Annotated in this window: 22 protein-coding genes; 5 read left to right on the top strand and 17 right to left on the bottom strand. The window is 70.9% G+C overall.

Annotation, left to right across the window (positions count from 1 at the left end; genetic code table 11):
* Positions 1–343: 343 nt before the first annotated feature.
* From metK to pyrR, 14 genes are all read right to left on the bottom strand, one after another.
* Positions 344–1,531: a methionine adenosyltransferase gene (gene metK, locus ABD331_RS13170; RefSeq protein WP_344474123.1), complete on the bottom strand. Its 1,188-nt coding sequence runs from the start codon at positions 1,529–1,531 to the stop codon at positions 344–346.
* 128 nt (positions 1,532–1,659) lie between these two features.
* Entirely contained in the window at positions 1,660–2,022 is a 363-nt protein-coding gene (locus ABD331_RS13175) for a hypothetical protein (protein ID WP_344474125.1), read from the bottom strand.
* 99 nt (positions 2,023–2,121) lie between these two features.
* Positions 2,122–3,312, bottom strand: coding sequence for a bifunctional phosphopantothenoylcysteine decarboxylase/phosphopantothenate--cysteine ligase CoaBC (gene coaBC, locus ABD331_RS13180; RefSeq protein ID WP_344474127.1), 1,191 nt, complete (start codon positions 3,310–3,312; stop codon positions 2,122–2,124).
* Positions 3,313–3,320: 8 nt separating this feature from the next.
* The gene (rpoZ, locus tag ABD331_RS13185) at positions 3,321–3,590 is read right to left on the bottom strand and encodes a DNA-directed RNA polymerase subunit omega (protein WP_080041099.1); all 270 of its coding nucleotides are present in this window, start codon (positions 3,588–3,590) and stop codon (positions 3,321–3,323) included.
* Positions 3,591–3,594: 4 nt separating this feature from the next.
* Entirely contained in the window at positions 3,595–4,203 is a 609-nt protein-coding gene (gmk, locus tag ABD331_RS13190; protein ID WP_344474131.1) for a guanylate kinase, read from the bottom strand.
* Between the two features lie 100 nt (positions 4,204–4,303).
* Complete coding sequence (gene mihF / locus ABD331_RS13195; RefSeq protein WP_020541698.1) at positions 4,304–4,627, bottom strand: integration host factor, actinobacterial type; 324 nt, start codon at positions 4,625–4,627, stop codon at positions 4,304–4,306.
* A 460-nt stretch (positions 4,628–5,087) separates the two neighbouring features.
* On the bottom strand, positions 5,088–5,780 hold the full coding sequence (gene pyrF, locus ABD331_RS13200) for an orotidine-5'-phosphate decarboxylase (protein ID WP_344474134.1): 693 nt from the start codon (positions 5,778–5,780) through the stop codon (positions 5,088–5,090).
* Between the two features lie 25 nt (positions 5,781–5,805).
* Entirely contained in the window at positions 5,806–6,783 is a 978-nt protein-coding gene (locus ABD331_RS13205) for a dihydroorotate dehydrogenase (protein ID WP_344474136.1), read from the bottom strand.
* A complete protein-coding gene (locus ABD331_RS13210; protein WP_344474137.1) occupies positions 6,773–7,624 on the bottom strand; it encodes a dihydroorotate dehydrogenase electron transfer subunit in 852 nt (283 codons plus the stop codon). Before ABD331_RS13210 ends, ABD331_RS13205 begins: the two co-directional genes overlap by 11 nt.
* A 38-nt stretch (positions 7,625–7,662) precedes the next feature.
* Complete coding sequence (carB, locus tag ABD331_RS13215; RefSeq protein ID WP_344474139.1) at positions 7,663–10,950, bottom strand: carbamoyl-phosphate synthase large subunit; 3,288 nt, start codon at positions 10,948–10,950, stop codon at positions 7,663–7,665.
* Positions 10,937–12,043 carry a glutamine-hydrolyzing carbamoyl-phosphate synthase small subunit gene (gene carA / locus ABD331_RS13220; protein ID WP_344474140.1) on the bottom strand — a complete coding sequence of 369 codons (1,107 nt, stop codon included), beginning with the start codon at positions 12,041–12,043 and terminating at the stop codon, positions 10,937–10,939. The genes carB and carA overlap by 14 nt, the downstream gene beginning before the upstream one ends.
* The gene (locus ABD331_RS13225) at positions 12,040–13,326 is read right to left on the bottom strand and encodes a dihydroorotase (RefSeq protein ID WP_344474141.1); all 1,287 of its coding nucleotides are present in this window, start codon (positions 13,324–13,326) and stop codon (positions 12,040–12,042) included. Before ABD331_RS13225 ends, carA begins: the two co-directional genes overlap by 4 nt.
* Positions 13,323–14,240, bottom strand: a complete 918-nt coding sequence (locus ABD331_RS13230) for an aspartate carbamoyltransferase catalytic subunit (protein WP_344474143.1) — start codon at positions 14,238–14,240, stop codon at positions 13,323–13,325. Before ABD331_RS13230 ends, ABD331_RS13225 begins: the two co-directional genes overlap by 4 nt.
* The gene (gene pyrR, locus ABD331_RS13235) at positions 14,237–14,794 is read right to left on the bottom strand and encodes a bifunctional pyr operon transcriptional regulator/uracil phosphoribosyltransferase PyrR (RefSeq protein ID WP_344474146.1); all 558 of its coding nucleotides are present in this window, start codon (positions 14,792–14,794) and stop codon (positions 14,237–14,239) included. The genes ABD331_RS13230 and pyrR overlap by 4 nt, the downstream gene beginning before the upstream one ends.
* A gap of 251 nt (positions 14,795–15,045) precedes the next feature.
* Between pyrR and ABD331_RS13240 the strand changes: the two genes are divergently transcribed.
* From ABD331_RS13240 to bldD, 5 genes are all read left to right on the top strand, one after another.
* Positions 15,046–16,290, top strand: a complete 1,245-nt coding sequence (locus ABD331_RS13240) for an arginine deiminase (protein WP_344474148.1) — start codon at positions 15,046–15,048, stop codon at positions 16,288–16,290.
* Between the two features lie 26 nt (positions 16,291–16,316).
* Complete coding sequence (arcC, locus tag ABD331_RS13245; protein ID WP_344474150.1) at positions 16,317–17,252, top strand: carbamate kinase; 936 nt, start codon at positions 16,317–16,319, stop codon at positions 17,250–17,252.
* Between the two features lie 10 nt (positions 17,253–17,262).
* Complete coding sequence (locus tag ABD331_RS13250; protein ID WP_344474152.1) at positions 17,263–18,684, top strand: amino acid permease; 1,422 nt, start codon at positions 17,263–17,265, stop codon at positions 18,682–18,684.
* The gene (locus ABD331_RS13255) at positions 18,685–19,851 is read left to right on the top strand and encodes a universal stress protein (protein ID WP_344474154.1); all 1,167 of its coding nucleotides are present in this window, start codon (positions 18,685–18,687) and stop codon (positions 19,849–19,851) included.
* A 301-nt stretch (positions 19,852–20,152) separates the two neighbouring features.
* A complete protein-coding gene (bldD, locus tag ABD331_RS13260; RefSeq protein WP_026214021.1) occupies positions 20,153–20,647 on the top strand; it encodes a transcriptional regulator BldD in 495 nt (164 codons plus the stop codon).
* Between the two features lie 787 nt (positions 20,648–21,434).
* Here the strand turns inward: bldD and ABD331_RS13265 are convergent.
* The 3 genes from ABD331_RS13265 to ABD331_RS13275 form a co-directional block, all read right to left on the bottom strand.
* Complete coding sequence (locus ABD331_RS13265; RefSeq protein WP_344474156.1) at positions 21,435–22,199, bottom strand: SAV_6107 family HEPN domain-containing protein; 765 nt, start codon at positions 22,197–22,199, stop codon at positions 21,435–21,437.
* Positions 22,200–22,313: 114 nt separating this feature from the next.
* Complete coding sequence (locus ABD331_RS13270; protein ID WP_148434761.1) at positions 22,314–22,505, bottom strand: ferredoxin; 192 nt, start codon at positions 22,503–22,505, stop codon at positions 22,314–22,316.
* A gap of 6 nt (positions 22,506–22,511) precedes the next feature.
* Entirely contained in the window at positions 22,512–23,708 is a 1,197-nt protein-coding gene (locus ABD331_RS13275; RefSeq protein WP_344474157.1) for a cytochrome P450, read from the bottom strand.

Genomic DNA, 23,708 nt, shown 5'->3' on the forward strand with positions numbered 1-23,708 from the left:
TGACGGCGAACCCACCGCCGCCCTCGACAACCGCCCGGCAGGCAGACGCTCGCGCCCGCTGGGCGATCGCGTAGCGCGCCGATGGGGAACCGCTCGCGCCCCGCTGAAGCAACCGCCCCGTGTGCCGGCAGGGAGCCGTTCGGCCCCGCTGGGCAACCGCTCACCTCCCGCTGGGCAACCGCTCGTGTGCCGAATAGTGCGCACGCTGAAAGTCGTACGCAGGTGGCCCGGAAACACCCTTCAGGCACACCCGTAAACAGCCCCCCGGACGAACAAGGGAGCACAAGAAAAACCGGTGCCGCCCCTCGGAAGGGCAGCGGCACCGGTCAGCGAGTGACAGCCGTCACAACCCCGCGGCGGTCCGCAGAGCCTCGGCGCGGTCGGTGGACTCCCAGGAGAAGCCCTCCCGCCCGAAGTGCCCATAGGCCGCGGTCTCCGAGTAGATCGGCCGCAGCAGGTCGAGGTCGCGGATGATCGCGGCGGGCCGCAGGTCGAACACCTGGAGCACGGCCTCCTGGATCTTCTCCACGGCCACCTTCTCGGTGCCGAAGCACTCGACGAACAGGCCGACGGGCTGCGCCTTGCCGATGGCGTACGCGACCTGCACCTCGCACCGGTCGGCGAGGCCGGCGGCGACGACGTTCTTGGCGACCCAGCGCATGGCGTAGGCGGCGGAGCGGTCGACCTTGGACGGGTCCTTGCCGGAGAAGGCGCCGCCACCGTGGCGGGCCATGCCGCCGTAGGTGTCGATGATGATCTTGCGCCCGGTGAGGCCGGCGTCGCCCATGGGGCCGCCGATCTCGAAGCGGCCGGTCGGGTTGACCAGCAGGCGGTAGCCCTCGATGTCGATGCCGATGTCCTGGAGCACGGGGTCGACCACGTGCTCCTTGATGTCGGGGGTCAGCATCTCCTTGAGGTCGATCTCCGCGGCGTGCTGGGTGGAGACGACGACGGTGTCGAGGCGGACGGGCGTGTCGCCGTCGTACTCGATGGTGACCTGGGTCTTGCCGTCGGGGCGCAGGTAGGGCACGGTGCCGCTCTTGCGCACCTCGGACAGGCGCTGGGCCAGCCGGTGGGCGAGCGTGATCGGCAGCGGCATCAGCTCGGGGGTCTCGCGGCAGGCGTAGCCGAACATGAGGCCCTGGTCGCCGGCGCCCTGGCGGTCGAGCTCGTCGCCGTCACCGTCGACGCGGTGCTCGTAGGCGTCGTCGACGCCCTGGGCGATGTCGGGCGACTGCGCGCCGATGGACACCGACACGCCGCAGGAGGCGCCGTCGAAGCCCTTGTGGGAGGCGTCGTAGCCGATCTCCAGGATCTTCTCGCGGATGACGCCGGGGATGTCGACGTAGGTCTCGGTCGTGACCTCGCCTGCGACGTGAACCTGGCCGGTAGTGATCAGCGTCTCGACGGCGACCCGGCTCTTGGGGTCGTCCTTGAGCATGGTGTCGAGAATCGCGTCACTGATCTGGTCGGCGATCTTGTCCGGGTGGCCCTCGGTGACCGACTCGGATGTGAACAGGCGACGTGACAACTCAGTGGCTCCTCATGCAGCGGCTGCTGACGGATGTGATGCCCGGCACCCTGGGGCGCGGCTGGGCCTCGGGGAAGTCTAGCCCTACCTGGCGCCAGGTCGCGAAAGTGTCCACCATATGTCTCCCATCAGAGCTCGGGGAGTGGATCGGCCGGCAAGATCTCCGGGTTGAAGATCTCGGCGTCCGCGGCCGAGACCACAGCGGCGTACTCCTCATCGAACTCGAACACGATCGAGCCGAGCTCGACAACGCATCCAGGCATGATGGGCCCGATCCTGGTGCGGCGCGGGAACTCGGCGAACACCGACACCGGTCTGTCGGTCCTGAGCGTTCTCGTGGCCAGAACGGATATGGCCGTGTCGGTCACCACGATCAAGAAGTTGCCCGTCCCCGCGGGCCCCTCGGAGAACGCGGGAAAGACGTAGTGGATCTCCCCTTGATCGCCGAGCAATGTTCTACAACGTTCCCTGACAGCAGAACCCACCGGCATTCCATCCCCCTTCGCCCCAAGTATCCGCAGGCAAGGAGGAATGTTGCAACAGGTGATCGAGTAACCGGATCTGTACGCTTTGTACGATTTTCCGCCCCTTCAGGAGAGGCGCTCACCCACCAGGTCCCACACGGCGTCGGCCAGGTCTTCCTTGGGCCCGAACGGCACCTCGACCGGATCGCCGCCCGCCACCAGCACGGTGGCCGCGTTGTCAGGCGTGCCGAACGCCAGCCCCTCGCCCACCTGGTTGACGACCAGCAGGTCGCAGCCCTTGCGGGCGAGCTTGGCCTGCCCGTTGGCCAGCACGTCGTGCGTCTCGGCCGCGAAGCCCACGATCACCCGGGGCCCGGGCTCCACGCGACGGCGCTCGCCCAGCTCGGCGAGGATGTCGGGGTTCTTGACGAGGTGGATGGCCTCGGGCTCGCCGTCCGTCTTCTTGATCTTGACGTCGGCCCGGGTCGCGGGACGGAAGTCGGCCACCGCGGCGGCCATGACGACCACGTCGGCGTCGGCGGAGGCGGCCAGCACGGCGTCACGCAGCTCGGCCGTGGACTCCACCCGCACCACCTTCGCACCCGCGGGGTCGGGAAGCGTGACGTTGGCCGCCACGAGCGTGACCTCGGCGCCGCGGGCGGCGGCCGTGCGGGCCAGGGCGTAACCCTGCAGCCCCGAGGAGCGGTTGCCGATGAAGCGCACCGGGTCGATGGCCTCGCGGGTGCCGCCGGCGGAGACGACGACCTTGCGCCCGGCCAGGTCGCGGGGCCTGCCGCGGAGCACGCGCAGGCAGGTCTGGAAGATCTCGGCGGGGTCGGGCAGCCGCCCTGGACCGGTGTCGGCGCCGGTGAGCCGGCCGACGGCCGGGTCGATCACGACGGCGCCCCGCTCGCGCAGCGTCGCGACGTTGGCCCGCGTGGCGGGGTGCTGCCACATCTCGGTGTGCATCGCGGGCGCGAAGACCACCGGGCACGTCGCCGTGAGCAGCGTGTTGGTGAGCAGGTCGCCCGCCAGCCCGTGCGCGGCCTTGGCCAGCACGTCGGCGGTCGCCGGAGCCACCACGACGAGGTCGGCGCGCTTGCCGATGCGCACGTGCGGCACCTCGTGCACGTCGTCCCACACGTCGGGGGACACGGGGTTGCCCGAGAGGGCGGCCCAGGTGGGCGCGCCCACGAACTTCAGGGCCTCGCGGGTCGGCACGACCCGCACCTCGTGCCCCGACTCGGTGAACAACCGCAGCAGCTCACACGCCTTGTACGCGGCGATGCCGCCGCTGACGCCCAGGACGACCCGCATCGAAGAGGTCAGGCCGCGCCTTCGATGGGCTCGGCGTTGAGCAGGCCCTCGGAGACCTCGCGCAGCGCGATGGACAGCGGCTTCTCCTGGGCGTGCGTCTCGACCAGCGGGCCGACGTACTCCAGCAGGCCCTCGCCGAGCTGGGAGTAGTAGGCGTTGATCTGGCGAGCACGCTTGGCGCCCATGATCACCAGGGAGTACTTGCTGTCGACGATGTCGAGCAGCGCGTCGATCGGCGGGTTGGTGATGCCCTCCGCGGCCGGGGTGGTGCCTGCCACGATGTCAGACCTCTCGGTTGGTGGTTGTCGTGACCCCCTGAGGGTCAGTCATCAAGGCTATCAGCCGGTGGCACACGTCTTGGACACTCGTGTTCACCAGTGTCAGGTCGAATTCCGACTCGGCGGCCATCTCGACCCGCCCGGCCTCCAGCCGGCGCGCGATGACGTCCTCAGGCTCGGTGCCGCGTCCGCGCAGCCGCTTCTCCAGCTCCTCCCAGGTGGGCGGGGCCAGGAACACCAGCAGCGCCTCCGGCATGCTGCCGCGCACCTGCCTGGCGCCCTCCAGGTCGATCTCGAGCAGCGTGGGTACGCCGTCGGCGAGCTTCTTCAGCACCGGCTCGCGCGGCGTGCCGTAGCGGTTGCCCGCGAACTCCGCCCACTCCAGCAGCTCTTCCGACTCCACGAGCCGGTCGAACTCCTCGCCGTCGACGAAGAAGTAGTGGACCCCGTTGACCTCGCCGGGCCGGGGCCTCCTGGTGGTCACCGAGACCGACAGCCACACCTCTGGGTGTGCCCGCCGGAGCTCGGCGACGACCGTGGACTTGCCGACGCCCGACGGCCCGGACAGGACCGTCAGCCGCCGTTCGCTCAGGGGCGGGAAGTCGACTTCCACTTCCGGTCCGACCGCCTCGTAGGCACTGACATCGCCGGACCAGGACCTGTCGGTCACTTCCTACCCCCCGTTGAACCTGCGCTTTCGTGTGGAACAGAGACTAGCTCTCGTTGCCACCGAACTCGCGCTCGAGGGAGGCCCTCTGGTTCGCGCCGAGACCCCGCACGCGGCGGGACTCGGCGATGGCGAGCCGCTCCATGAGCTGCTTGGCGCGGACCTTGCCCACGCCGGGGAGCGATTCCAACAATGCCGACACCTTCATCTTGCCGATGACGTCGTCGGTCTGCCCATCCTTGAGCACCTCAGCCAGAGAAACCGCGCCATGCTTGAGCCGGTTCTTGACCTCGGCACGCTCTTTACGGGCCTTGGCAGCCTTTTCCAAAGCTGCGGCGCGCTGCTCAGGGGTCAGGGGAGGAAGAGCCACGCCGGGTCACCTCGAATTTCTGTCGATGTACTCGGACGGGAAGGGAAACTAGCTGGTCATCGCCCCCTAAGCAACGTCAAGAGCGGTTTCTCTCGCCACAAAATCCACTTCATCACTCTGCGTGATCGTAAAATCACATTGTGCTGATCAAATCGCCCTCACTTCCGCCTTCGCGCGTCGGCTCGCGCCGGTGTCGCGAAACGCAAGGACGTGGGTCGTCCCGCCTGACGCCGATGTCCGAAACCCCGCCCGCACCAGGGCCGAAACCCGGGCAGCGATCTTGTGCGGGCGGGTGCACGGATGCCTTATGATCTTGTGAGCGGGGCCCGGCGGGCGTGCTGGCGACGATCTTGCCGTACGCGTGCCTCCCGCATGCGCGTGAACGTACGCACACGCGGGATCCGTACGCTCGGCCAGGAACCGTACGCGCGTCGAAAGCCGCAAGCCAGGCGCGCGGGCGTCAGGAGGCGCGGCGGAGCGAGGCGGCGATGGCGGCCGCCGCCGCTCCAGGATCGGGCGACCCCGTGATGGGCCGGCCGATCACCAGCAGGTCGGCGCCGTCCGCCAGCGCCTGCTCAGGCGTCGCGACCCGCTTCTGGTCCTGGGTGGCGGCCCCGGTGGGCCGCACGCCCGGCGTGATGAGCGTGATCTCACCGCCCACCTCGGCCCGCACCGCCGAGACCTCGTTGGGCGAGCACACCAGCGCGGTGGCGCCCGCCTCGACCGACAGCGCTGCCAGGCGGCGTACGGCGTCGTCGGCGGGCCCTGCGACCCCGATGCGCTCCAGGTCGCTCTCGGTGAGCGAGGTCAGGATGGTGACGGCGGCGATCTGGGTGTGCGGCGCGGACTCCACCGCCGCCTTGATCATGGCGGGCCCGCCGGCGGCGTGCACGGTCAGGATCGAGGGACGCAGCCGCGCCACGGCCCGCGCGGCGCCGGCGACGGTGTTGGGGATGTCGTGCAGCTTGAGGTCGAGGAACACGCGCACGCCGCTGGCCCCCCGCACGGAGGCGATCACGTCGGGCCCGTAGCGCAGGTAGAGCTCCAGGCCCACCTTGACCGTGCTGACATGGGGCGTGACCAGGGCGGCCCATCGGGCGGCGGTCTCCAGGTCGGGAGCGTCGAGAGCGACGGCGATGGGTGCGGGGGTCAAGACGTGCTCTCCAGAGGTTCGGGAGTCAAGGCGTGCTCTCCTCGGTATCGACTAGCAGGTGCCGGGGCGCGCTCCCCGGCGGGCGGTGCGCCAGGCCGACGGCGTCGGCCAGCCGCTGGAAGCCGCGGGCCCTCAGGAGCTCCTCAAGCTCGCGTTCGATGCGCAGGCAGGCGTACGGGTCGTGGAACAGCGCCGTGCCCACTGCGACCACGCAGGCGCCCGCCAGGACGAGCTGGAAGGCGTCCTTGCCGGTCATGACGCCGCCGACGCCGATCAGCGGCACCCCGGGCAGGGCGGCGTGCACCTGCCAGACGCACCGGACGGCCAGCGGCAGGATGGCAGGACCCGACAGCCCGCCGGTGACGGCGGCGAGCGAGGGCCGCAGCGCCTCGGTGTCGATGGCCATGCCCAGCGGATTGTTGATCATGGAAAGCGCGTCGGCCCCGGCGTCCACGCAGGCGCGGGCGACGGAGACGATGTCGGCCACGTCGGGCGCGAGCTTGGCGACGACGGGCACGTCGTAGCGCATGATGGAGCGCACGGAGGCGATCACCTCGGCGGCTGCGCTGCCCTCGCGGGCGAAGACGCGCCCCCTGTCCTCCATGTTGGGGCAGGAGAGGTTGACCTCCAGCGCGGTCACCCCGGGCGCGTCGGCGAGCCTGCGGGCCAGCTCGGAGTACTCGGCGACGGTGCCGCCGCCGATCGAGACGATGGTCTTGATGCCCCGCTGGGCCAGCCAGGGCAGCTCGCGCTCCAGGAACGCGTCGATGCCGGGCCCCTGGAGGCCGACGGCGTTGAGCATGCCGGAGGGCGTCTCGGCCATGCGCGGCGTGGGCCGGCCGGCGCGCGGGGCCATGGTGATCGAGCGGGTGGTCAGCGCGCCGAGCCGGTGCAGGTCGAAGAACTGGGCCAGCTCCCGGCCCGAGGAGGCGCAGCCGGCGGCGGTGGTGATCGGGTTGGCCAGCTCCACGTGCGCCAGAAATGTCCGCATATCAACTGACATGTCGAGCACCGCCTCCGGGGGCGCCGAGCGCGTCGAACGGGATCGTTCCCACGTCCTCGAAACGCACCCGCTCCCCCCGGAACACCGGCCCCTCCGCGCACGCCCTGACCATCCTGGTCGCCCCGTCGTCACCGATGACGGGCAGCACGCACGTCATGCACACCCCGATCCCGCAGGCCATCGCCTCCTCGACCGCCACCTGCACGGGGATGTCGAACTCCATCGCCACCGCCGTCACCGCCCGCAGCGTCTCCATGGGCGCGCAGGCGTAGACGACGTCGGCCCGCGTGTCGGCGATCACCGAGGGCAGCGCGTCGGTGACCTTGCCGCGCAGCCCCAGCGAGCCGTCCTCGGTGGTCAGCGTGGTCGTCTCGGCCATCCTGCGGGCCCGCATCGCGCCGAAGACGCGCTCGGCCCCGGCGCCGCCGAGCACGAAGTCCACCCGGCAGCCCCGCTCCAGCAGCGCGTCGGCCAGCGGGAACAGCACGGCGGAGCCGTACTCGGAGCCGACCAGCACGCAGTGAACCGGGTCGCGCGGCAGCGGGAAGGGCCGCCCGAGCGGCCCCACCAGGTCGAGCGTGTCACGGGCGCGCCGCTCGGCCAGCCACGCCGTGCCCGAGCCGCGCACGGTGAAGACCAGCTCCACCGTGCCGCCGTAGTCGGACTTCACGTCGTGGATGGACAGCGCGCGGCGCGTCACCATCGACGAGTACGGCCCGCCGACCGCCACGGAGACGAAGTGGCCGGGGCGGTAACGCTCGGCGATGCCGGGCGCCACCACCGTCAGCGCATGGTAGGCGTCGACCCGGCGCGTCGTCAGCACCGTGCCCGTCACCTGCACCGGTGTGCCGGCCAGTCGTCTTCACCTCCCGTGCGGGGTCAGCCCCGGAGTGCCTGTGCGTGCTCCTGGAGAGACCGTACGCCGACGTCGCCGCGCACGATCGCCTGGATGCCCGCCGCGGCGGCCGCCAGGCCCGAGACCGTGGTGATGCACGGGATGCCGCGCAGCACGGCGGCCGTGCGGATCTCGTAGCCGTCGAGCCGCGGCCCCGACTGGCCGGGGCTGCCGAAGGGCGTGTTGACGATCAGGTCGACCTCGCCGTCGAGAATGGCCTGCACGCTCGTGGGCTCACCTCCGGGACCCGTCCCCTCGCTGTGCTTTCGCACGATCTTGGCATGGACACCGTTGCGGCGCAGCACCTCGGCGGTCCCCTCGGTGGCCAGGATCTCGAATCCGAGATCCGCGAGCGCCTTCACAGGGAAGATCATCGCACGCTTGTCCCTGTTGGCCACGGATACGAACGCGCGTCCCTTGGTCGGGAGCTGCCCGTAGGCGCCCGCCTGCGACTTGGCGTAGGCGATGCCGAAGAACTCGTCGATGCCCATGACCTCGCCCGTGGAGCGCATCTCGGGCCCGAGGACGATGTCCACGCCGCGGAAGCGGTTGAACGGCAGCACCGCCTCCTTGACCGCGATCGACGCGTCGAGCGGCAGTGTGCCGCCGTCGCCCTCGGCGGGCAGCATGCCCTCCTCGCGCAGTGACGCGATCGACGTGCCGAGCATCACCCTGGCCGCCGCCTTGGCCAGCGGGGTGCCGGTGGCCTTGGACACGAACGGCACCGTGCGGCTGGCGCGCGGGTTGGCCTCCAGCACGTACAGGATTCCGGCGTGCATGGCGTACTGGACGTTCAGCAGGCCGCGCACGCCCACCCCGGCGGCGATGCCTTCGGTGGCGGCGCGGATGGCCTTGATGTCGGCGCCGCCGAGGGTGATCGGCGGCAGGGCGCATGCCGAGTCGCCGGAGTGGATGCCGGCCTCCTCGATGTGCTCCATGACGCCGCCCAGGAACAGCTCCTCACCGTCGTAGAGCGCGTCCACGTCGATCTCGATGGCCTCGTCGAGGAACTTGTCGACGAGCACCGGGTGGCCGCCCTCCTGGGCCGCCATGTACGTGGTGAGCGTCTGCTCGTCGTACACGATGGCCATGCCGGCCCCGCCGAGCACGTACGAGGGCCGCACGAGCACCGGGTAGCCGATCTCCTCGGCGATCTCCAGCGCCTCGGCCACGGTCAGCGCGGTGCCGTGCTTGGGCGCGGGCAGCCCGGCCTCGGCCAGCACCCGCCCGAACGCGCCGCGCTCCTCCGCCAGGTGGATGGACTCGGGCGAGGTGCCGACGACGGGCACGCCCGCGTCCTTGAGCGCCTGCGCGAGGCCGAGCGGCGTCTGGCCGCCGAGCTGCACGATCACGCCCGCGACCGGCCCGGTCTGCTGCTCGGCGTGCACGACCTCCAGGACGTCCTCCAGCGTGAGCGGCTCGAAGTAGAGCCGGTCGGAGGTGTCGTAGTCGGTCGAGACGGTCTCGGGGTTGCAGTTGACCATGACGGTCTCGAACCCGGCCCGCGACAGCTCGAACGAGGCGTGCACGCACGCGTAGTCGAACTCGATGCCCTGCCCGATGCGGTTGGGGCCCGAGCCGAGGATGATGACCTTCTGGCGCTCCCCCGCGGGGACCTCGGTCTCCTCGTCGTAGGTCGAGTAGAGGTAGGGCGTCTTGGCGGCGAACTCGGCGGCGCAGGTGTCGACCGTGTTGTAGACCGGCCGCAGCCCGAGCGCGTGCCGCAGGTCGCGGACCCTGGCCTCGTCGATGCCGCGGATCTCGCCGATCTGCAGGTCGCTGAAGCCCAGGTGCTTGGCCCGGCCGAGCACCTCGGCGGTCAGGTCGTCGGCCGCGCCGACCGCCTGGGCCTCCTCGTGCAGCAGGAAGAGCTGGTCGATGAACCACGGGTCGACGCTGGTGGCCTCGTACAGCTCCTCGGGCGTGGCGCCGGCCCTGATGGCCTGCTGCATCGTGCGCAGCCTGCCGTCGTGCGGGGTGCGGCAGGCGTCGAGCAGGTCGTCCTTGGGCGCGACGTCGCCGGCCCAGGTGAAGGAGGACTCCTTCTTCTCCAGCGAGCGCAGCGCCTTCTGCAGCGCCTCGGGGAACGAGCGGCCGATCGCCATGGCCTCGCCCACCGACTTCATGTGCGTGGTGAGGGTCTGGTCGGCGCCCCTGAACTTCTCGAACGCGAAGCGCGGCACCTTCACCACGATGTAGTCGAGCGTCGGCTCGAAGGAGGCCGGGGTCTCCTTGGTGATGTCGTTGGGGATCTCGTCGAGCGTGTAGCCGATGGCCAGCTTGGCCGCGATCTTGGCGATCGGGAAGCCGGTGGCCTTGGAGGCCAGCGCCGACGAGCGCGACACGCGCGGGTTCATCTCGATGACGATCATGCGCCCGGTGCGCGGGTCCACCGCGAACTGGATGTTGCAGCCGCCGGTGTCGACGCCGACCTCGCGGATGACCGCGATGGCGACGTCGCGCATGTTCTGGTACTCGCGGTCGGTCAGGGTCAGCGCGGGCGCCACGGTGACGCTGTCGCCGGTGTGCACGCCCATCGGGTCGATGTTCTCGATGGAGCAGACGATGACGACGTTGTCGGCCTTGTCGCGCATGACCTCCAGCTCGTACTCCTTCCAGCCGAGGATGGACTCCTCCAGGAGCACCTCGGTGGTCGGGGAGGCGTCGAGCCCTGCGCCGCCGATGCGGCGCAGGTCCTCCTCCGTGTACGCGAAGCCGGAGCCCGCGCCGCCCATCGTGAACGAGGGCCGCACGACGACGGGGTAGCCCAGCTCACCCGCCGCGGCCAGGCACTCGTCCATGGTGTGGCAGATGGCCGACCTGGCCGACTCGGCGTTGAGGCCGTGCTCGCGGGCGACCTTGGCGACGATCTCCTTGAACTTCTCGCGGTTCTCGCCCGACTGGATCGCGTCGAAGTCGGCGCCGATCAGCTCGACCTCGTACTTGTCGAGCACGCCCGACTCGTGCAGCGCCACGGCGGTGTTGAGCGCGGTCTGGCCGCCCAGCGTGGGCAGCAGCGCGTCCGGGCGCTCCTTAGCGATGATCTTCTCGACGAACTCGGGGGTGATCGGCTCGACGTACGTGGCGTCGGCGAACTCCGGGTCCGTCATGATCGTGGCGGGGTTGCTGTTGACCAGGATCACGCGGAAGCCCTCGGCCCGCAGCACGCGGCACGCCTGGGTGCCCGAGTAGTCGAACTCGCACGCCTGGCCGATCACGATCGGCCCCGAGCCGATCACCAGGACTGACCTGATGTCCTCACGCTTGGGCACGGCTCATGACCTCACAGAACTCGTCGAACAGATAGGCGGCGTCGTGCGGCCCCGCGGCCGCCTCCGGGTGGTACTGGACGCTGAAGGCGCGGCCGTCAAGCAGCCGCAGCCCCTCCACGCAGCGGTCGTTGAGGTTGACGTGGCTCACCTCGGCCTGCCCGTACGGCGTCTCGAACGGCCCGTCGAGCGGCGCCTCCACCGCGAACCCGTGGTTGTGCGCGGAGATCTCCACCTTGCCGGTGCGCACGTCCTGCACCGGCTGGTTGACGCCCCGGTGGCCGTAGCGCAGCTTGTACGTGGACAGCCCGAGCGCCCGCCCGAAGAGCTGGTTGCCGAAGCAGATGCCGAAGAACGGCACCTTGGACTCCAGCACGCCCTGCAGCGCCGACACGTCGGCGGTGGCGGGGTCGCCAGGACCGTTGGAGAAGAACACGCCGTCGGGCTCGACCGCCATGATCTGCTCGTAGGTGGCGTCGGCGGGCAGCACGTGCACCTCGCAGCCGCGCTCGGCCATCCGGTGCGGGGTCATGCCCTTGATGCCCAGGTCGACGGCCGCGACCGTGTAGCGCCTCGGGCCGATGGGGGGCACCACGTAGGTCTGCCCGGTGGCGACCTCGCCGGCCAGGTCGGCGCCCTCCATGCGGGGCGACCGCCGTACGCGCTCGACGAGCTCCTCGACCGGCGCCTCGGGCGCGCTGAAGATGCCGGCGCGCATGGCGCCGCGCTCGCGCAGGTGGCGGGTGAGCGCGCGGGTGCCGGGGATGGCGATCCCGACCACGCCCTGCTCCTTGAGGTAGTCGTCGAGCGAGCGGTTGGCCCGCCAGTTGGAGACCACCCTGGACGGCTCGCGCACGACGTAGCCGGCCACCCAGACGCGCCCGGACTCGGGGTCCTCGTCGTTGACGCCGGTGTTGCCGATGTGCGGCGCCGTCATGGCGACGATCTGCCGGTGGTAGGACGGATCCGTGAGGGTCTCCTGGTAGCCGGTCATGCCGGTGTTGAAGACCATTTCGCCGAACGTCTCGCCTTCGGCGCCGTATGGGGTTCCGTGGAAGACGCGGCCGTCTTCCAGGACGAGCACCGCAGTGTTCAAACCAGCTTCCCTTCGAGAACGGTCGGCCTGCCGCGCAGGAACGTCGCCACTACCCTGCCGGGCAGCGTCATCCCCTCGTACGGGGTGTTCCTGCTCTTGGACGCGAAGGCGGACGGATCGACCTTCGTGCGCGCGGACGGGTCGTACAGCGTGATGTTGGCCGGGGCGCCCACCTCCAGCGGCTGCCCCTGCCCGGCGAGCCGCCCGATGCGGGCGGGCACGACGGACATGCGCTGGGCGAGGCCGGCCCAGTCGAGCAGCCCGGTCTCGACCATGGCCTCCTGGACCACGCTGAGCGCGGTCTCCAGGCCGACCATGCCCATGGCGGCGGCCGACCACTCGGTCTCCTTGTCCTCGACCGGGTGGGGCGCGTGGTCGGTGGCCACGATGTCGATCGTGCCGTCGGCCAGCGCGGCACGCAGCGCCTCGACGTCCGCGCGGGTGCGCAGCGGCGGGTTGACCTTGTAGATGGGGTTGTAGGCGCCCACCGGCGACTCCTCCACGAGGTCGTCGGTGAGCAGCAGGTGGTGGGGGGTCACCTCGGCGGTGACGTTCCACCCCTTGGACTTGGCCCAGCGGATGATCTCGACCGAGCCGGCCGTGGAGACGTGGCAGACGTGCAGCCGGGAGCCGACGTGCGCGGCCAGCAGGCAGTCGCGGGCGATGATCGCCTCCTCCGCGACGGCGGGCCAGCCGGTCAGGCCGAGCCTGCCGGAGACGACGCCCTCGTTCATCTGGGCGCCGGCGGTGAGCCTGGGCTCCTGGGCGTGCTGGGCGACGACGCCGTCGAACGCCTTGACGTACTCCAGGGCGCGGCGCATCAGCACCGCGTCGTCCACGCACCTGCCGTCGTCGGAGAAGACCCGCACGCGGGCGGCGGAGTCGGCCATCGCGCCCAGCTCGGCGAGCTGCTTGCCCTCCAGGCCGACGGTGACGGCGCCGACCGGGTGCACGTCGCAGTGGGCGAACTCGCGGCCCAGCCGCCACACCTGCTCGACCACGCCGGCGGTGTCGGCGACGGGCGAGGTGTTGGCCATGGCGTGCACGGCGGTGTAGCCGCCGCGGGCGGCCGACTGGGTGCCGGTCTGCACGGTCTCGGCGTCCTCGCGGCCCGGCTCGCGCAGGTGCGTGTGCAGGTCGACGAGGCCGGGCAGCGCGATCGCGCCCGCGCCGTCCACGGCGTTCTCGCCCGCCAGGCCGGGGCCGATCTCGGCGATCGCCCCGTCGGCGACGCGGATGTCCACGGGCTCGCCGCCCAGGATCCTCACGTTGCGAATGATCATGCGGTCTCTCCCCCGAGCAGCAGGTACAGGACGGCCATGCGGATGGTCACACCGTTGGCGACCTGTTCGACGATCGTGGACCGCGCCGAGTCGGCCACCTCGGCGGCGATCTCCATGCCCCGGTTCATCGGCCCCGGGTGCATGACGATCGCCTCGTCGGGCATCTTCGCGAACCGGTCCCTGTCGAGGCCGTAGCGGCGGGAGTACTCGCGCTCGCTCGGGAAGTACGCGGCGTTCATCCGCTCCTTCTGCACCCGCAGCATCATCACCGCGTCGGACTTCGGCAGCACCGCGTCGAGGTCGTAGGAGACCTCGCACGGCCAGGTGCCGACGGAGACGGGCAGCAGCGTGGGCGGCGCGACCAGGGTGACCTCGGCGCCGAGCGTGTGCAGCAGCAGCACGTTGGAGCGGGCGACGCGGCTGTGCAGCACGTCGCCGACGATGGTGACCCTGCGGCCCTCCAGGCCGCCCAGGCGGCGGCGCATGGAGAAGGCGTCGAGCAGCGCCTGAGTGGGGTGCTCGTGGGTGCCGTCGCCGGCGTTGACGACGCTGCCGCGCACCCAGTTGGCCAGGCGGTGCGGCGCGCCTGAGGCGCCGTGGCGGATGACGACCGCGTCGGCGCCCATGGCCTCCAGGGTCAGCGCGGTGTCCTTGAGCGACTCGCCCTTGGACACGCTCGACCCCTTGGCCGAGAAGTTGATCACGTCGGCGGACAGCCGCTTGGCTGCCGCCTCGAAGGAGATCCTGGTGCGCGTGGAGTCCTCGAAGAACAGGTTGACCACGGTGCGCCCGCGCAGCGTGGGCAGCTTCTTGATGGACCGTTCCGAGACCCTCGCCAGCTCCTCGGCGGTGTCGAGGATGAGCAGCGCGTCGTCCTTGGCCAGGTCTCCGGCCGAGATCAGGTGCCGGTTCACCGGGCGCCCCCCTTCATCAGCAGGACGGCGTCGCGGCCGTCGGTCTCCTGGAGGTAGACCTTGACCTTCTCGCTCTTGGCGGTCGGCAGGTTCTTGCCGACGTAGTCGGCGCGGATGGGCAGCTCGCGGTGGCCGCGGTCGACCAGCGTGGCGAGCTGCACGGCGGTGGGCCGGCCGAGGTCGTTGAGCGCGTCGAGCGCGGCGCGCACGGTGCGGCCGGAGTAGAGGACGTCGTCCACGAGCACGACGACCTTGCCGTCGATGCCGTCGGGGGGCAGCTCCGTGGGGCCGAGCGGCCGAACGGGCCCGCTGCGCAGGTCGTCGCGGTACATGGTGATGTCGATGGAGCCGACGGGGATCTTGACGCCTTCGAACTGCTCGATGCGGTCGCCGAGCCGGCGCGCCAGCGTGGCGCCGCGGGTCGGGATGCCGAGGAGGACGACGTCGCCCGCGCCCTTGGTGCGCTCGAGGATCTCGTGCGCGATCCGGGTCAGCGCCCGGTGGATGTCCGGGGCCTCCAGCACGGCCCTGGAGTCGTCCGCGGATGTGGACATGGCGAAGCTCACCACCTTTCCCGCCTCACGGGACGGGTCTTAAAAGGGTGTTGGTCGGGACACACAGTACCAGGGGCTACCAGGTACAACGCGAGCGCCTCCCACCGGCGCCCGCGGCCCGGGGAACCTTCCGGATCGGGTAATTTCCCGCGCCGCGCGGTGTCGGCGCGGTTCGCGCCGGGCACGATCACCCGGCGCGCGGGGCGGCGGTCGAGCGTGACTTCCGCTCTTTTGAGGGGGATACAGCACAAATGACGTTCCATGTCGATTCCGAGGTCGGGCACCTGCGGCAGGTCCTGCTGCACAGGCCCGACCTGGCACTGAAACGGCTGACGCCCACCAGCAAGGACGCCTTCCTCTTCGACGACGTGCTCTGGGTGCAGCGCGCGGTCGAGGAGCACGAGGAGTTCCAGCAGGTGCTGACGAGCCGCGGCATCCGCGTCCACCTGCTGGCCGACCTGCTCAGGGAGACCGTCGACATCCCCGAGGCGCGCAAGCACATCCTGGACGCGGTCATCGACGAGCGCTGGCTCGGCCCCGTCGCCATCGACGACATCCGCAACACCCTCGACGGGATGGACGCGGCCACCCTCCAGGTCTACCTGACCGGCGGCATCACCAAGCGCGAGCTGGTCTCCATGGGCTGCGACCCCAAGGCGGTGACCTTCCACGCCACCGGCGAGGACGGCTTCATCCTGCCGCCGCTGCCCAACCACTTGTTCACGCGCGACACCTCGTGCTGGATCTACGACGGCGTGTCCATCAACGCGATGAAGAAGAAGGCCCGCATGCGGGAGACGGTCAACATGGAGGCCGTCTACATGTACCACCCGACGTTCGCCGCCGGCTTCGACCGGCCAGGGCAGGGCGGCTACCACTGCTGGATGCCCGGCCAGTCGGTGGCCCCCGCCACCATGGAGGGCGGCGACGTGCTCGTCATCGGGCGGGGCGCGGTGCTGGTCGGGATGAGCGAGCGCACCCAGCCCCAGGCCGTCGAGATGCTGGCGCAGCGGCTGTTCACGGCCGGGTCCGCGCGGCGGATCGTGGCGCTCGACATGCCGAAGGCGCGGGCGTTCATGCACCTCGACACCGTGATGACGATGCTCGACGTGGGCGTGTTCACCAAGTACGCCGGTCTCGGCATGCTGCCCGCGTACACCATCGAGCCCGGGGAGACGTCCAAGGAGCTGAAGGTCACCGACCACCCGCCCGAGGACATGCACAAGGCCATCGCGCACGCCCTCGACCTGCCCGACATCAAGGTGCTGACGCCCAGCCAGGACGTCTACGCCGCCGAGCGGGAGCAGTGGGACGACGGCTGCAACGGGCTGGCGCTGGAGCCGGGCGTGGTCGTGGCCTACGAGCGCAACGCCACCACCAACCACTACCTGCGCGACAACGGCATCGAGGTGATCACGATCAGGGGCAGCGAGCTGGGGCGGGGGCGCGGCGGGCCGCGCTGCATGAGTTGCCCGCTGGAGCGCGACGCGGTCTGAGAAGGCGGTCTCGAAGGAGGATCGGCATGCGGGTCATCGTGGCGCTGGGCGGCAACGCGGTGCTGCGGCGCGGGCAGCGGCCCGACGCCGACGCGCAGCTCGTCAACGTGCGGGCCGCCGTCAGGGCGCTGGCCGGCCTGGCCGGCGAGCACGAGCTGGTCATCACCCACGGGAACGGCCCGCAGGTCGGCATGCTGGCCCTGCAGAGCGCCGCCGACCCCGGCCTGAGCGGGCCGTACCCGTTCGACGCGCTCGGCGCGCAGACGCAGGGCCTGATCGGCTACTGGATGCAGCAGGCCCTGCAGAACGCGCTGCCCGGCAGGCAGGTGCTGGCCATGGTCACGCAGACCCTCGTGTCGGCCGTGGACCCGGCCTTCGCCGAGCCGGCCAAGTTCGTCGGCCGGGTCTACGAGCGGGAGGAGGCCGAGAAGCTGGCCGCCGAGCACGGCTGGACGGTGCGGCAGGACGGCGAGCACTGGCGGCGCGTCGTCCCCTCCCCCACCCCGCAACGCGTCGTCGAGACCCGGCTGATCCGCCGGATGGTGGCCGAGGGCGTGATCGTGGTGTGCGCCGGCGGCGGCGGGGTGCCCGTCGTCCGCGACGAGCGCGGCCGGCTGACCGGCGTCGAGGCCGTGGTCGACAAGGACCTCACCACCGCGATGCTGGCCGAGGCGCTGGAGTGCGACGCCTTCCTCAGCCTCACCGACGTGCCGCGCGTCATGCGGGACTTCGGCACCCCCGAGCAGAGCGAGATCGGCCACACCACGCCGCACGAGCTGCGGGCGCTCGACTTCCCCGCCGGGTCCATGGGGCCGAAGGTGGAGGCGGTCTGCCGGTTCGTGGAGACGACCGGCGACATGGCCGCCATCGGCCGCCTGGAGGACGCCGAAGGCATACTCGGTGGCTGCGCGGGCACCATCGTCACACCCAACGGCCGGTGGCCGCTGACGAGCACGCTGTAGGGGGTGCCCGATGACGCTGACCCGGCGGCTCCTGCGTACCAAGCCGACCGAGCGGATCGTGGCCGAGGGCGGGCACGGCGAGGGCGGCGAGCTGCGGCGCACCATGTCGCTGTGGCAGCTCACGCTGTTCAGCGTCGGCGCGACGCTGGGCACCGGGATCTTCGTGATCCTCGGGCAGGCGGTGCCCAAGGCGGGGCCCGCGGTGGTGCTGTCGTTCGTGCTGGCGGCCGTCACGGCGCTGTTCTCCGCGCTGTCGTACGCCGAGCTGGCCGGCACGATCCCGGTGTCCGGCTCGTCCTACTCCTACGCGTACGCGACGCTGGGCGAGCTGGTGGCCTGGATCTGCGGCTGGTGCCTGATGCTGGAGTACGCCGTCTCCGTGGCGGCCGTGGCCGTGGGCTGGGGCGAGTACCTCAACTCGTTCCTGTACTCGCTGTTCGGCTTCACGCTGCCGGACGCCATCACCCGCTCCCCCGGCCAGGACGGCGGAGTGATCAATCTCACGGCGATCGTCATCGTGCTGCTGACCACCTGGCTGCTGCTGCACGGGGCCTCGGAGAGCGCCAAGGCGAACGCCTTCTTCGTGCTCATCAAGATCGCGGTGCTGCTGTTCTTCTGCGTGGTGACGTTCACCGCGTTCGAGTCGGGCAACCTCACGCCCTTCGCCCCGCTCGGCGTGGCCGGCATCACGGCCGCCGCCTCGCAGGTCTTCTTCTCCTACATCGGCTTCGACGCCGCCTCCACGGCCGGCGAGGAGGCCAAGAACCCCAAGCGGGACCTGCCCCTGGCGATCATCCTGTCACTGGCCATCGTGACCGTCGTCTACGTCCTGGTGGCGCTGGCCGCCGTCGGCGCGATGCCGTGGACCGAGTTCGACCCCGACAACACCGAGGCCAGCCTGTCGTACGTCGCCAACCTGGCCCTGGGCGCCACCTGGCCCGGCCTGATCGTCTCCTTCGGCGCGGTCATCGCCATCGCCAGCGTCGTGCTGACCGTCATCTACGGGCAGACCCGCATCCTGTTCGCGATGTCCCGCGACGGGCTCATCCCGCGCGTCTTCCAGAAGGTCAACCCGCGCCGGCAGGTGCCCGTCGCCAACACCCTCATCGTGGCCGGGTTCATCTCCGTACTGGCCGGGCTGGTGCCCCTCGGACAGCTCGCCGAGGCCACCAGCATCGGCACCCTGTTCGCCTTCGCCATCGTCAACGTCGGCGTGCTCGTGCTCCGCTACCGCAGCCCCGAGCTGCCGCGCAGCTTCCGCACGCCGCTGTTCCCCGTCACGCCGGTGCTGGGCGCCGTCATGTGCGTGGTCGTCATGGCGGGGCTGGCGGGGGTGACCTGGCTGGCGTTCGGGCTGTGGATGCTCGTGGGGCTGGTCTGCTACTTCCTGTACGGCTATCGCCATTCGCGGCTGAACGACGAGGTGCGCTGAATGAGGCTCGACGACGTGCTGGCCGGATACGTCCCCGGGCCCCGGGGGCGGGACGGGCTGGCGCTTGCCGTACTGCTGGCCGAGCAGGCGCACGCGCGCCTGACCGTGGCCACCGTGCAGCCGCCCGCCCGCTCGACGCCTGGGCCCGCCAGGGCAGAGGAGAGCGCGTGGCGCGCCTACCTGCGCGAGCAGGCCGACGCCACCCTCGCCCAGGCCCGCGAACTGGTGACCGAGCTGAGGGGCGGGCTTGAAGGCGGGCTGGGCGGCGGGCCCAGCGGCGGACCGGAAGGCGAGCCAGGCGGCGGCCCTGGCGGCGAGCCGGAAGGCGCCCCTGACAGCCGGCCGGGCGACGGCCCCAGCGACGGCCCCGGCGGCGACCCTCGTGACAGGCCGGGCAGCGACCCTGGCGGCGACCCTCGCGGCGGGCCGGGCACCAACCCGGGCGGCAGGCTGGAAGGCGCGCCGAGAGGCGGACCGGGCGGCCAGCCGGGCGGCGGCCTCAAAGGCGGACCGGGTGGCGAGCCGGGTGGTGGGGGCGCTGAGTATGTCGCGCACACGCACAGGGGCAGCGGGCGCGGGCTGGTGGAGCTGGCGCGCAGGCGGGGCGCCGACGTCGTGGTCATCGGCTCGGCGTCGGGCAGCGGCAGAGGGCGCATCTCGGTGGGCAGCACCGCCGACCAGCTCCTGCACTCCTCCTCCGTTCCCGTCCTGCTCGCCCCGCGCGGCTACGGCGACCAGCCGCCGGCCGCCTTCGACCGCCTGACCGTCGCCTACCGGCGCGGCCCCGGCTGTGACGCGGCCGTCAAGGACGCGGCCGGGACGGCCGCGGCGCTGGGCGTGCCGCTGCGCCTGGTGACGCTGGTGATCAGCAGCGGCAGGCGGGCGAGGATCGAGGAAGAGATGCTCGTACGCCTGCGCGACCAGGCGGCGGCCGACCTCCACGCGGCGGCGCGGGGACGGCCGACGGGGCGGGCCGTGGAGGTCGAGGTGCTGGAGGGCCGCAACGTGGCCCAGGCACTCGGGACGACCTCGTGGCTGCCCGGCGAGATGATCATATGCGCTTCCAGCGACACGGGGCCACTGAGGCGGGTGTTCCTGGGGGACACCTCGATGAAGATCGTCCGGGCTTCGACCTGCCCTGTCATGATTCTCACCAGGGAGCCCTGACCGCCGGAATTTCTCGTCAAACTCTGACGAAGTCACCGTTGTCAGTGGGACATGAGGTGCGATTGTGGCGTTCCCTACCGGACCGGATTCGGCATCTTTTTTCCAATCAGCTTGACCTTAGGCGTCCACCCCTTTACCGTCACTGTGCGTAACCACACCGCGCGGCGTTCTGGGGTAAACCCAGAGCCATGGCTACCGATGGTGCCGAGCCTGGCACCAGACCCCCCGGTGGCCCGGGCATACGCCGCAAGGGAGCACAATCTACTGAGAGCGATACATACGAGAGCCGGGGGGCCACACGATGCCGTCTGAGTACGCAAAGTCGCTGGGTGCACGACTCCGCGCCATCCGCACCCAGCAGGGCCTGTCCCTGCATGGAGTCGAAGAGAAGTCGCGTGGCAGGTGGAAAGCCGTAGTCGTTGGCTCCTACGAGCGTGGCGACCGAGCGGTGACCGTGCAGAAGCTTGCCGAACTTGCCGATTTCTACGGGGTGCCCGTATCCGAGCTGCTGCCGGGCGGAGCCGCCCCCAGCCCGCTCGGGCCGACGCCCAAGCTTGTGATCGACCTGGAGCGGCTCGCGACGCTGCCCAAGGAGAAGGCCGGCGCCCTCGCCCGGTACGCCGCCACGATCCAGAGCCAGCGTGGCGACTACAACGGCAAGGTGCTGTCGATCCGCCAGGAGGACCTGCGCTCCCTGGCCGTGATCTACGACAAGTCGCCGAGCGAGCTCACCGAAGAGCTCATCAGCTGGGGCGTTCTCGACGCCGAGGCCCGCAGGGCCGTGGAGTCGTTCTGACGTTCTGAGACCGTCCGGGGTCTTGGGACTTCGTCGTCCTGGTTTTGAGGTCGCCCGCTCCGACCGGGGGCTCGTCGCATCGTCGGCGAGCCCATCGGCATTTTCCGGGTGCTGCGGTCGAGGAGTTTCTAGCGGCCCGGACGTCGGCCGTATCCCTGTGCTGGGCGCCGTCCACGTTGCGCCGTGCATCGCCGCACCCCGACTCGCCGCACCGGCGCCGGGTGAGAAGCGGGCGAGCGTGGCAGGGCACCCGTGATGCGGTGGCGGCCCTCAGGCTGAGGTGGCAGGGCAGCCAAGACGCGGCGACAGGCCTCAGGACGCGAAGCCAGGCCCGGGCGCGATGGGCAAGCCTCGGGCGCGCTTGCGAGGCCCGCAGACACGGCGACAAGGCCCGTAGACGCGACGGTGAGCCTCAGGACGCGATGACCAGGCTCGCGGACGCGGGGGCCAGCCTCGGGCGCGGTTGCGAGCCCGTAGAGGCAGCGAGCCTCAGAACGCGTGGCCAGGCCAAGCAGATGCGGCGGCTGACCTCAGGACGAAATGGCAGCCCAGGAATCCGGTGGCGAGCCGCAGAACGCGGTGGCGAGCACGCGGACGCGGCGGCCAGGCCCGTAGACGCGACGGTGAGCCTCAGGGCGCGATGACCAGGCTCGCGGACGCGGTGGCCAGCCTCGGGCGCGGTTGGCGAGCCCGTAGCAGTGGCGGTGAGCCTCAGAACGCGGGCGAAGGCCGTCAAGGTGAGCCTTGAGCCGCGTCAGGGCGCAGACCGCGCTTCAGGAACCCCTCTTCAACCCGCCAACGGCACATCCACCGGCAGTTGCGGCTGGGACGGAACCCCCAATATGCCCTCCACGGTCGTCACGAACGTCTCAGCCTCAGCCAAGATCTCCTCAGCGTCCGCCGCACTGACCCGCCGCACCATCCCCGCCTCGGCCGCGGCCCGCTTGGCGGCGGTGGTGGCGAAGTAGGTGGCCCACTGCTCCAGCGACGGCTCCGCCTCAGGCAGAAGCTCCCACGCGCTGCGCAGCCGCCGGCGGCGCCCCTCGGTGGGGCGGGGCCGGGCGGCGAGGATCGCCGCTGCCGCTCGCAGGGCCGCCAGGTGGGCGGCCACATATCGGGATGCCGGGGTGCGAGCGCCGGTCGCCTCCGCCAGGCACGAACGTGAGTCGGTCAGGTGTGCCCGAACCGCAGGCGACAGCCGGGGCCCGGGCGTTTCTCTAGGCCGTGGTGCCATCTTGCGCGCCTCCTTTGGAGTCGTGGGCGACGCCGGCTTCCGCGCCGATGGAGCCAACAATCGCAGACGCCACCGACATTTCCGCCGGGCAGGCCGGACGAGGAGCTTCCCCTCTCCCCGTCCGGCCAGGACACGCCCACTCGTCTCCGCCGACGACGAGGACGCGCCCTTCGCCCGAGGAGCCTGGCCGCGGGAGAATCGCTTGGGGAAGCGAACGGCCCGCGACCAGGTCCCAGGTGACGTTGAGCCGCGAGCCTCACCGTCACTAGGTCGAACATAATTTCGATCACGGCCGGTTGTCAACCGAACCACGAACATAGGTTCGATGATGTTGATGGGAAAGCGTCACGAACCCCCGCGTACACGAAAGAGCCGCCGCCGCGAGTCAGGGATGCGGCGACGGCGAAGCGGTGTTGTCAGGGCGTTGTCAAGTCAGGAGACCGAGATCGCCCCGGACGGGCAGAGGGTCACAGCCCGGCGCACGGCCTCCTCCAGCTCCTGCGGAGGCTCGTCCTGGAGCAGCACGACCGTGCCCTCGTCCTCGCTCTGGTCGAACACCTTCGGCACCGTCAGCGCGCACATGCCCGCGCCGATGCACACCGTGGTATCTGCCTTGATTTCCATCGTGACCTACCAAGTGACAGGGAGGCGGTGCACTCCGTAGATGCTCATGTCCGAGCGCATCGGCACCTCCTCGGGTGTTACCGCCAAGCGTAGGCCAGGCAGGCGCCGCAGCAGCGCTGGGTAGGCGATGCGCATCTCCGCCCGGGCGAGCTGCTGGCCGAGGCACTGGTGGATGCCGTGGCCGAAGGTCAGGTGGCCGCCGGCGGGCCTGGTGAGGTCGAGCCGTTCGGCGTCGGGGAAGCGGGCGGCGTCGCGGTTGACGGCGGGCAGGTGGATGGCGACGTTCTCGCCCGCGGCGATCGTGACGCCCTCGATCTCGACGTCCTCCAGCGCCGAGCGGATGGGGCCGAGGTGGATGATCGTGAGGTGGCGCAGCAGCTCCTCGACGCCGTTCTCCACCACGGACGGGTCGTCGCGCATGGCGGCGAGCTGGTCCGGGTTGGTGAGCAGCGCGTACGTCCCGAGCCCCAGCATGTTGGCGGTCGTCTCGTGCCCCGCGACGAGCAGCAGGACGCCGACCCCGGTGAGCTCCTCGTCGCTCAGCTCCCCGCCCTCGATGAGCCCGCTGAGCAGGTCGTCGGCCGGTTCCTTGCGCTTGCGCTGGACGAGCCCGTACAGGTAGGACGAGATGCCGCCGAGCGCGGCGATGGCGTCGTCGGCCTTGGCGTCGAGGCTGGCCAGCACCTTGGTGTCGGCCTGGAACCGGTCGCGGTCCTCGTACGGCACCCCGAGCAGCTCGCAGATGACCAGCGACGGGATCGGCAGCGCGAACTCCTGCACGAGGTCCACGGGCGGCCCCGCGGCCTGCACGGCGTCGAGGCAGGCCTCGGTGATCTCCTCGATGCGCGGCTCCAGCGTCTTCATCCGCCGCACCGTGAACTGCCCGGTCAGCAGCCTGCGGAAGCGGGTGTGGTCAGGGGGGTCCATGCGCAGGAAGAAGCCGGGCGGCACGCGGAACTTCTCCGGCCGGGCGGCCAGCTCCATCCTGGCGGACGGGATCGGCGGGTGCATGTGCTCGGGCCGGTTGCTGAAGTGCGGGCTCGCCAGGACGGCGCGGGCCGCCGCGTAGCCGGTCACGAGCCAGCCCTGGTGGCCGTCGGCGTACGTCATGCGGTGGATCGGCGCCTGTTGGCGCAGGGCGGTGACCTCGTCGGGCGGGTCGAGCGGGCGCTGGCGGACGGTGGGCAGGGTCAACGGTGACAT

It is taken from the genome of Nonomuraea monospora (assembly GCF_039531895.1).
Taxonomy (GTDB): domain Bacteria; phylum Actinomycetota; class Actinomycetes; order Streptosporangiales; family Streptosporangiaceae; genus Nonomuraea; species Nonomuraea monospora.

Excerpts from the sequence above, each read along its gene's own strand:
- ABD331_RS13175 (WP_344474125.1), bottom strand. The coding sequence starts at position 2,022 with ATGCCGGTGGGTTCTGCTGTCAGGGAACGTTGTAGAACATTGCTCGGC.
- arcC (WP_344474150.1), top strand. The coding sequence starts at position 16,317 with ATGCGGGTCATCGTGGCGCTGGGCGGCAACGCGGTGCTGCGGCGCGGG.
- ABD331_RS13205 (WP_344474136.1), bottom strand. The coding sequence starts at position 6,783 with ATGTCAGTTGATATGCGGACATTTCTGGCGCACGTGGAGCTGGCCAAC.
- coaBC (WP_344474127.1), bottom strand. The coding sequence starts at position 3,312 with ATGCGGGTCGTCCTGGGCGTCAGCGGCGGCATCGCCGCGTACAAGGCG.
- ABD331_RS13255 (WP_344474154.1), top strand. The coding sequence starts at position 18,685 with ATGAGGCTCGACGACGTGCTGGCCGGATACGTCCCCGGGCCCCGGGGG.
- ABD331_RS13265 (WP_344474156.1), bottom strand. The coding sequence starts at position 22,199 with ATGTTCGTGGTTCGGTTGACAACCGGCCGTGATCGAAATTATGTTCGA.
- pyrR (WP_344474146.1), bottom strand. The coding sequence starts at position 14,794 with ATGTCCACATCCGCGGACGACTCCAGGGCCGTGCTGGAGGCCCCGGAC.
- ABD331_RS13250 (WP_344474152.1), top strand. The coding sequence starts at position 17,263 with ATGACGCTGACCCGGCGGCTCCTGCGTACCAAGCCGACCGAGCGGATC.
- ABD331_RS13240 (WP_344474148.1), top strand. The coding sequence starts at position 15,046 with ATGACGTTCCATGTCGATTCCGAGGTCGGGCACCTGCGGCAGGTCCTG.
- ABD331_RS13270 (WP_148434761.1), bottom strand. The coding sequence starts at position 22,505 with ATGGAAATCAAGGCAGATACCACGGTGTGCATCGGCGCGGGCATGTGC.
- ABD331_RS13275 (WP_344474157.1), bottom strand. The coding sequence starts at position 23,708 with ATGTCACCGTTGACCCTGCCCACCGTCCGCCAGCGCCCGCTCGACCCG.
- bldD (WP_026214021.1), top strand. The coding sequence starts at position 20,153 with ATGCCGTCTGAGTACGCAAAGTCGCTGGGTGCACGACTCCGCGCCATC.
- ABD331_RS13225 (WP_344474141.1), bottom strand. The coding sequence starts at position 13,326 with ATGATCATTCGCAACGTGAGGATCCTGGGCGGCGAGCCCGTGGACATC.